Consider the following 5026-nt stretch of genomic DNA (forward strand, 5'->3'; position numbering starts at 1 on the left):
TTTTTAACTGCGCATAATCCCGCGTTATGTTACTTGGCCGCTAAAGCCCCCTTTTAGGGGGATGGGGGTTGTCTGTGTGCATGACGCGTTTTTTGCGTGATGCCCAAAGGCATGTAAAGAGTCCCGTAACACTTGCGATAGCATGTGTTACACCGACCCCATACCACCGTCCTTAAACGAAGCCACCGAGGTTAGTCGTTACCACCGTGCTAGCCCGGCGCGGCGCTTGCCTGGCTGGAGGCTTCTTGTAGACCGGAAGACATTGCAAGCGCCGTGACGGGCGGTCCGACGGAGACTGTGTCCGGCTACTCCGCCCGGTCCGCTGCCACCTTCATGTCCAGGGCCTCCTCTGCGTCCTCGCTGTCCAGGGTCGCCATAAGGTCTTCCACTGTCGCCTGGGGTTCTTCATTCCAGTCCACGGTCTTGGTGCGCTTCGCTTTCGCCGGATGCGTCAGCGTGTGCACTTCCTTTAACTTCTTGATGCTCACCTGCGTGTAAATCTGTGTCGTGTCGAGCTTCACATGTCCCAGCATGGCCTGGATAAAGCGGATGTCGGCACCGTTCTCTAACATCAGCGTTGCCATGGTGTGTCTAAACAGATGACACGAGCCGCGCTTGCCGATGTTGGCTTTATCAATATAGTTTCGCACTAAAGCCGTTAATCCATTGGGACTGATTGCTTCACCATAACGACTTAAAAACAGTTTGCCTTCATCGCGACCGCACGCCAGTTCCGGTCTTGTTTCATCGAGGTATTTATCGATCCACAGTAACGCCCGTTCACCGATGGGGATCATGCGGTCCGTCTTGCCTTTGCCCTGTCGCACGAACAGCGTGCCGCGTTCCTGGTCCACGTCCTGCACCAGCAGGTTGATCAGTTCCAGCCGTCGTATGCCGGTGCTGTAGAGCACTTCCAGGATGGCGCGATCTCTAAGGCCCATCGGTTCGCTGATGTCTACCAGGTTCAGCACGCGCTCGGCTTCGGATTCGCTTAAGACCGCTTTGGGTAAACGCTTTTCCAGCTTCGGCAGTTCGATTTCACTGGCCGGGTTGTAAAGGATGTGGTTTTCTTTCGCTAGCCATTTAAACCAGGCGCGGATCGCCACCAGCCGATTGTATTGACTGCGGAAGGTCAGCGGATCGCCGTCTTTCTTTCGATAGTGGAACAGGTAGCGCTGGAAGCGCTCCAGGATGGGTTTGGTCACTTCGCTGGGCCGGATCAGGCCCCGTTGTCCGGACCACTCTAAAAACGTGTACAGGTAAAATTCGCGGCTTTGCTTGGTGGCTTGGGAGTAGTTTTTGATGTCCATGTAGTGCAGGTAGTTTTGCACCATCTGGTACATGCCTTGGGGATCGGCCATGTTGGTGATGTGCGGAAACTGCTGTGCCAGGTGAGGTTTGCTCATGAGATCGCCTCGACGGCTTGGGCGGCTGACGAACAGGGATGTTCTAATACTGCGGGCTCAGGATGAGCAGGAGCAGTAAAAGCAGGAGTTGCATTATTGTGATGCGATGCGGTGTTATTTTTACTGGACGTGTGTTTTCTCAGTAATTCAGGATTAAATCCGTTTGACTCTATATCTGTAGTGTTTACGCGTTGTTTGTCATCCTGACTTGGTACTGACCTGGCCCTAGCCTGGCCCTGACTTGGGACCGACTTTTGTTTTGCTGACCCTAACTTTTGCGCATCATAGGTTAATTTTTTGATATCGATCAGCCCCATCACATGGGCTTTGTCGCTCTGGGTGTCACCGTCATACAGCAGTTCGTATTCCATCGTGCGGCCTCGCCCGCCGTGATGCACCAGCAGGTATTCCATGTCTTCCAAACGTTTGCAGTGGATTTTTAATTGCCCATCACTCCAGCCAGTGGCATCACGTACTTGTCGGCGATTAAAGCGAACATCACATTGCCTAAGCTGTTGCTGCTCGCATTGCGTGAGCACCATGTCTTTGATCAGTTGCAGTAATCGTCGCGTTTGTGGCGGTAGCTCGTCCAGCGTCCTACCCAGGACTTCATGGGCTAATTGATTGGCTGTGGCGATATCGTTCAGAGTGACTTCGATGTATTCCAAGACCTCCCCTTCCCAGGTCTCGCGTTTAACGTCACGCTGATATTGATGCAACAGGGCCACGGTGTCGATGAGGCCAAGGTATTTTTCATGGTCGCGCCGGGTTCTGGTTTTATCATCCAGGAAGGTGAGTTGATCGGCGTAGGGGTTCATGACGGCCAGCGGCCGCAGTAAGCGCTGGGCGTTCTGGTGTAACTGGATCAACTTCTTTTTTTCTTTAGCCGCTTTTAGGCCTTCCAGGGTACGGCGCTTGCGTTGTTGGGCGTGGATGGCTTGGGTTTGTTCTCTGGATTCATCAACGGATAACACTAAGCAACGGTTCATCAGTTCTTCGTCGATGTCGATGGCGGTGGTGGTGCTAAACAGCATGACCGGGCCTTCAACCCGGTATTCCTGGGTTTCCAGGTTGCCAGTGACGCTGTTTTTACCGGTGCTGGCGATACTGACCTCCCCTTCGCTTTGCAGCAGCTTTAAGGCATAGGCGGTGTTCTGTGCGCCTTCTTCTTCGGCGATGGCCAGGATCTTGTGCTTGAGGTCCTGCTCACCCATGTAAAACAGGGCTTGGCCGGTCATGGCGCTGTACTGGATGCGCTCCTCTTCCGGTATAAAGGATAGGACGGCTTCCATCAGCGATGACTTCCCGGCGGCGCTGGAGCTTTGCACCATGACCGCCAGAGGGTTGTCTAACTTTCTGGAGCAGGCGGCCAGGTAGCCCACGAGCTTGTTGGTCTCTTCGCCCACCACGCCGCAGCGGTTGAAGTCCTGTAGGATGCGATCTAATAGCGCCGGTTCTTTAAGTAAAGCCAGGGCTTCTTTTACCTGGGTATCGCTCATGGCCGGTTGTTTTTCTTTTTTCGCCAGGGTGCCTTTGATTTGCTGGTCTTGCAGCTCTTCGAGTTTGAGCAGCACTTTACCCAGATCGCACTTGATGATGTCTTCGCTGATGGCCAGTTCCTGCGCGGCTTGTTTGATGTATCCGGCACGGTGCTTGGCGCTGTAGATGTCGAAGGTGTCGACGTGGTACGCGCCCCCTTCTTTAATCAGCAAGTTTATCTTTAACTGTTCATAACTGAGGTTTTTGGTTAAGCCTCTTATGCGGTAGTGGCGGTTGTCCAGGGTCATGACCACTTCGTGCTCGCTGATGTCGGCGGGGACATCGGTGGTTACCATATCATGAGCGACATCTTCAGCGGCTAAAAGGATAAACTCTTCCGGTTCGTTTCTACTTTTAGTGGCTTCTTCTTCCCGTTTGTTTTTTTGAACGGTATCCGCAAGGTTCTGCGATGTGATTGATTCTGCGCTCGCGACACTTGAACGCCCCTGCCCTTTGCCCATCCATTCGGCTTTTCTAATCGCCAGACTTAAGCTTTTCGGTGCGGGCTGCACTTGCCGGGCGTATTCGTTGGCATCCATGCCTTTGGGGAACAGCACGCGGTAGGTATCCATGCCGTGTTCATTGAGTGTCTTGGATAACTTGTCGGCAGCCTTGTTTCCGGCTTCGTCACGGTCGTAAGCGATAAGGACTTTTTCCACACCACTTTGTATAAACAGGTTTAAGTGTTCATCGGTAAAGCCCGATGTACCGTAACTGGTGGTGACGTTTCTAAAACCGGCGCACCAGAAGGTCATGGCGTCGATGAGGCTTTCGCATAAGATGATTTCACGGCTGGCTTTGACCGCTTCGATATTCCACACGCCTTGATGCGGGCCCGGTAAATACAGGTGTTGCGCCGTGCCTTTGCGCAGGCGGTTGCCTAACAGTTTCCTGCCGTAGACTTCGGTGATCACGCCATTATCATCCATCACGGGGATCACCAGACAGCCGTTAAAGTGTTCATGGCCGGTGTCGCGCAAGAGTCCGATGTCTTGTAGCTGGCCTCGGATCTCAGCCCCGGCCTGGCGGTTTCGTTGTGGCAAGCGATAAGCCAAGGTGCGATTGGCGTATCCCAGTTTAAAGCGGTCTATCAGTTCGTTGTGTTTCAGGCCGCGTTGTTCCAGGTAGTCCAGGGCCTCCGGGCTTTGTTTTAAGGTGTCGTGGTAGTAGTCGATGACATGGCGCAAGGCCGCTTGATTACTGGGGTTGGCGGTTAAGGGGGATAACTTGGGCGTGGAGTTGCATTTGACGACTTTGGGTTCTTCGGCCTGGGTGTGAGCGACTAAATGGGGTAAGTCGTTGCGTAATAATTCAACGGCATGCCTAAACGAGACGCCTTCGGTTTTCATGACCCAGTCAATGACACTGCCGCCGGTTTGGCAGGCCCCCATGCAGTGCCAGAGATTTTTATCCGGGCTGATGATCAACGAAGCGGTATCGTCGGCATGGAACGGACAACACATGACGTAGTCTTTGCCGTGGACTTTGGGTTTGAAGCCCTTGGCTTGCACTAAGCGTAACAGTGAGATGTCCTGCTTGATTCTGGTTAAATCGTCATCAGATATTCTGGCCATTTCCCAATCCTCCAAAACCTTGTCAACCCCTTTCGAGTAAAAATAACCCTGTTGCAGAGTACTCTGTTATAGGGTATTGTCAACTCTTCTTTTCAAATCCGGAGGTACACTATGGCCCTGATATTCGATTGGGATGCCAAGATGACACCATCTGACAAGTCGTTTTATAAAGCCTTGGGGCAGCGCATCGCGCATTTGCGCAAGGAACGAGGATTAACGCAGGTTCAACTCGCGGAGAGTTTGGGGATTGCGCAACAAACCATGGCCCACTATGAGGGTGGTACGCTGAGGATCGCTGTCGCTCTACTCAAGCCACTGTGCCTGGCACTTAATACTTCCATCGAAGAGTTACTTGACGAACCGGCTTCCGCTTCCAGCAAAAAGCGCGGACCTACCTCCAAACTGCAACAACAAGTTGAGCAGATCAGCACGATGCCAAGGAGTAAACAGAAGTTTATTTCGGAGATGCTGGATGCGCTGATTGCGCAACAGAAGGCGGGATAGTTA

Annotated in this window: 3 protein-coding genes; 1 reads left to right on the top strand and 2 read right to left on the bottom strand. The window is 52.8% G+C overall.

Going from position 1 to position 5026, the window contains the following annotated elements:
* Nucleotides 1-305: 305 nt before the first annotated feature.
* Together xerC and OEY58_22225 are read right to left on the bottom strand one after the other, a co-directional pair.
* Complete coding sequence (gene xerC, locus OEY58_22220; GenBank protein MDH5328170.1) at nucleotides 306-1406, bottom strand: site-specific tyrosine recombinase XerC; 1101 nt, start codon at nucleotides 1404-1406, stop codon at nucleotides 306-308.
* Nucleotides 1403-4519: a CHC2 zinc finger domain-containing protein gene (locus OEY58_22225; GenBank protein ID MDH5328171.1), complete on the bottom strand. Its 3117-nt coding sequence runs from the start codon at nucleotides 4517-4519 to the stop codon at nucleotides 1403-1405. The genes xerC and OEY58_22225 overlap by 4 nt, the downstream gene beginning before the upstream one ends.
* A gap of 141 nt (nucleotides 4520-4660) precedes the next feature.
* Here OEY58_22225 and OEY58_22230 point away from each other — a divergent pair, with 141 nt between their 5' ends.
* Complete coding sequence (locus OEY58_22230) at nucleotides 4661-5023, top strand: helix-turn-helix domain-containing protein (protein ID MDH5328172.1); 363 nt, start codon at nucleotides 4661-4663, stop codon at nucleotides 5021-5023.
* The last annotated feature ends 3 nt before the right edge of the window (nucleotides 5024-5026 follow it).

This window comes from Gammaproteobacteria bacterium, assembly GCA_029882975.1.
Taxonomy (GTDB): Bacteria; Pseudomonadota; Gammaproteobacteria; order SZUA-152; family SZUA-152; genus JAJDNG01.